Origin of the sequence: Lysobacter enzymogenes (assembly GCF_017168095.1) — a bacterium.
GTDB classification, from domain to species: Bacteria; Pseudomonadota; Gammaproteobacteria; order Xanthomonadales; family Xanthomonadaceae; genus Lysobacter; species Lysobacter enzymogenes_D.
Map to the genome: position 1 here is coordinate 1 of NZ_LXSD01000367.1, position 2,712 is coordinate 2,712.

General features: G+C 70.0%; 3 protein-coding genes. All 3 read left to right on the plus strand.

The window, feature by feature from the left end:
* On the plus strand, window positions 1–565 hold a 565-nt coding region (locus A7A76_RS14640; RefSeq protein WP_206411872.1), incomplete at its 5' end, for a DUF2066 domain-containing protein.
* Between the two features lie 7 nt (window positions 566–572).
* Entirely contained in the window at window positions 573–1,733 is a 1,161-nt protein-coding gene (locus tag A7A76_RS14645) for an AI-2E family transporter (RefSeq protein ID WP_206411873.1), read from the plus strand.
* Window positions 1,730–2,461 (plus strand): DnaA regulatory inactivator Hda, encoded by a 732-nt coding sequence (hda, locus tag A7A76_RS14650; protein WP_206411874.1) that lies wholly within the window; start codon window positions 1,730–1,732, stop codon window positions 2,459–2,461. Before A7A76_RS14645 ends, hda begins: the two co-directional genes overlap by 4 nt.
* Window positions 2,462–2,712 lie beyond the last annotated feature (251 nt).

Consider the following 2,712-nt stretch of genomic DNA (forward strand, 5'->3'; position numbering starts at 1 on the left):
CGAGCGCGGCTACCGCCTCGGCCTGCCCAGCGGCAGCGCCGCCGAACAGGCCAGCGTCGGCGCGATCTGGCGCGGCGACGCCGCCGCGGTGGCGCGCGCCTCGGCCCGCTACAGCCCGCCGATGCAGTTGATCGGCAAGCTGTACCGGGTCAAGAGCGGCGGCTGGAAGGGCGACTGGTCGTTCGTCGACGGCGGCAAGGTGCTGGCCAGCTGGAACCTCACCGACCCCGACGCGCGCAAGGTCATGGCCGGCGGCGCCGACGGCGCGGCCGACGCGCTGATGAAGCGCTACGCCAAGCGCAGCGTGTCCGGCACCCCGGGCACCTACCGCATCGTCTTCACCGGCGTGCGCAGCGCCGACGACTACATCCGCCTGTCCGGCTACCTGCAAGGGCTGGCGGTGGTGCGCAAGATCGTGCCGATCCGCGCCACCCCCGAAAGCGTCGAGTTCGACCTCGACCTGCTGTCCGGCCTGCCCGGCTTCAAGCGCATGACCGACGCCGGCGACACCCTCGTCGGCCTGGAAGGCCTCGACGGCCAGCCGCCCGTGTTCCAACTGCACTGAGCGACGCATGACCGACCAATCGCCCGCGCGGGCCCCGCTGGAAGACATCGCCCTGTTCCTTCGCCGTCTGCAATGGACGGCGCTCGGCGTGGGCGCCTGCTGGTTGCTGTGGGTGCTGGCGCCGGTGCTGACCCCGTTCGTGATCGCGGCCATGCTCGGCTGGCTCGGCGATCCGCTGGTCGACCGGATCGAACGCACCGGCCGCTCGCGCAACACCGCGGTGACCCTGGTGTTCACCCTGATGGCGCTGCTGGTGGTGCTGATCCTGCTGATCCTGGTGCCGCTGATCGAGCGCCAGATCACCACCCTGATCGTATCGCTGCCCACCTACCGCACCTGGTTCACCGACACCGCGATCCCGTGGCTGGAGCAGCGCACCGGCTTCCAGATCAGCGTCTGGCTCGACCTCAACCACATGATCGAACTGGTGCGCAGCAACTGGGAGCGCGCCGGCGGCATCGCCACCACCTTGCTGGGCTATCTGTCGCGCTCGGGCTTCGCCCTGATCGCGATGGTCGCCAACGTCGCCCTGCTGCCGGTGCTGACGTTCTTCTTCCTGCGCGACTGGGACAAGCTGGTCGAGCGCGTGGCCTCGCTGATCCCGCGCACCTACCTGGGCACGGTCAGCCGCCTGGCCAAGGAATCCAACGACGTGCTCGGCGCGTTCCTGCGCGGCCAGTTCCTGGTGATGCTGGCGCTGGGCGTGATGTACGGCGTCGGCCTGTGGGGCGTGGGCCTGGACCTGGGCATCCTGATCGGCATCATCGCCGGCCTGCTGACCTTCGTGCCTTACCTCGGCCCGGCCAGCGGCATCATCCTCGGCGTGATCGCCGCGCTGGTGCAGTACGGCGACTGGAAGCACGTGCTCGGCGTGCTGGCGGTGTTCGGCGTGGGCCAGGTGGTGGAAAGCTACTGGCTGACGCCGAAGCTGGTCGGCGACCGCATCGGTCTGCATCCAGTCGCGGTGATCTTCGCCGTGCTCGCCGGCGGCCAGCTGTTCGGCTTCCTCGGCATGCTGCTGGCGCTGCCGGTGGCGGCGGTGGCCAACGTGCTGCTGCGCTACGCCCAGGAACGCTACACCCACAGCCGCCTGTACGCGGGCGACCCACCCGTCGCGCCGGCCGAACCAGCGGCCGACGCCGCCGCGGAGCGCGAGAGCAAGCAGTGAGCATTCCGCAGTTGCCGCTGGCCCTGCGTCATTCGCCGGACCAGCGTTTGGAAACCTATGTGAACGCGCCCGAGGGCGCGATCGCGCAGTTGCGTTCCCTGGCCAGCCACAACGAAGAAACCGCCGGTTACCGCGATCCGGCCCAGGCCGACTGGGTCTATCTGGTCGGCCCGGCCGGCGTCGGCAAGACCCATCTGCTGCTGGCCGCGTGCGCCCAGGCCGACATCGGCGGGCGCCGCGCCGCCTACGTGCCGCTGGCCGCGGCGGTGGGCCGGCTGCGCGAAGCGCTGCAGTCGCTGGAAACCAACAACGACCTGCTGGCGCTGGACGGCATCGAGGCCATCGCCGGCCGGCGCGAGGACGAGATCGCCCTGTTCGACACCCACAACCGCGCGCGCCAGGCCGGCATCGCGGTGATCTACGCCGCGCGCGAGAACCCCGACGAGCTCAAGCTGACCCTGCCGGACCTGCGTTCGCGGCTGTCGCAGTGCACCCGCATCGTGCTGACCCCGCTCGACGACGACGGCCGCGCCCAGGTCCTGCGCCAGCGCGCGCAGCGGCGCGGGTTGGCGCTGGAAGAGGCGGCGCTGGAGTGGATGCTCAAGCGCATGGACCGCGATCTTGGCGGGTTGACGCAGTTGCTCGACAAGCTCGACCGCGCTTCGTTGGCGGCGCAGCGGCGGATTACGGTGCCGTTCCTGAAGCGGACGATCGACGACGAGGCTTGAGCGCGCGGGGTATGGGCGCGGCATCGCTTGTTGTTTCGGGCGAAGACGAAAGCGTCCGCGGAACGCCCGCTGTAGGAGCGGCGCAAGCCGCGACCGCGAAATCGCAGCTATAACGCTGGTTTCGTCGTAGTTGCGCATTCGCTGTCGCGACTTGCGTCGCTCCTACAGTCGGATACGAACCTGGCCGAAGCCCCTGTAGGAGCGACGCAAGTCGCGACCAACCGCAGCAACGCAGCCCCGCCGCCACGTCC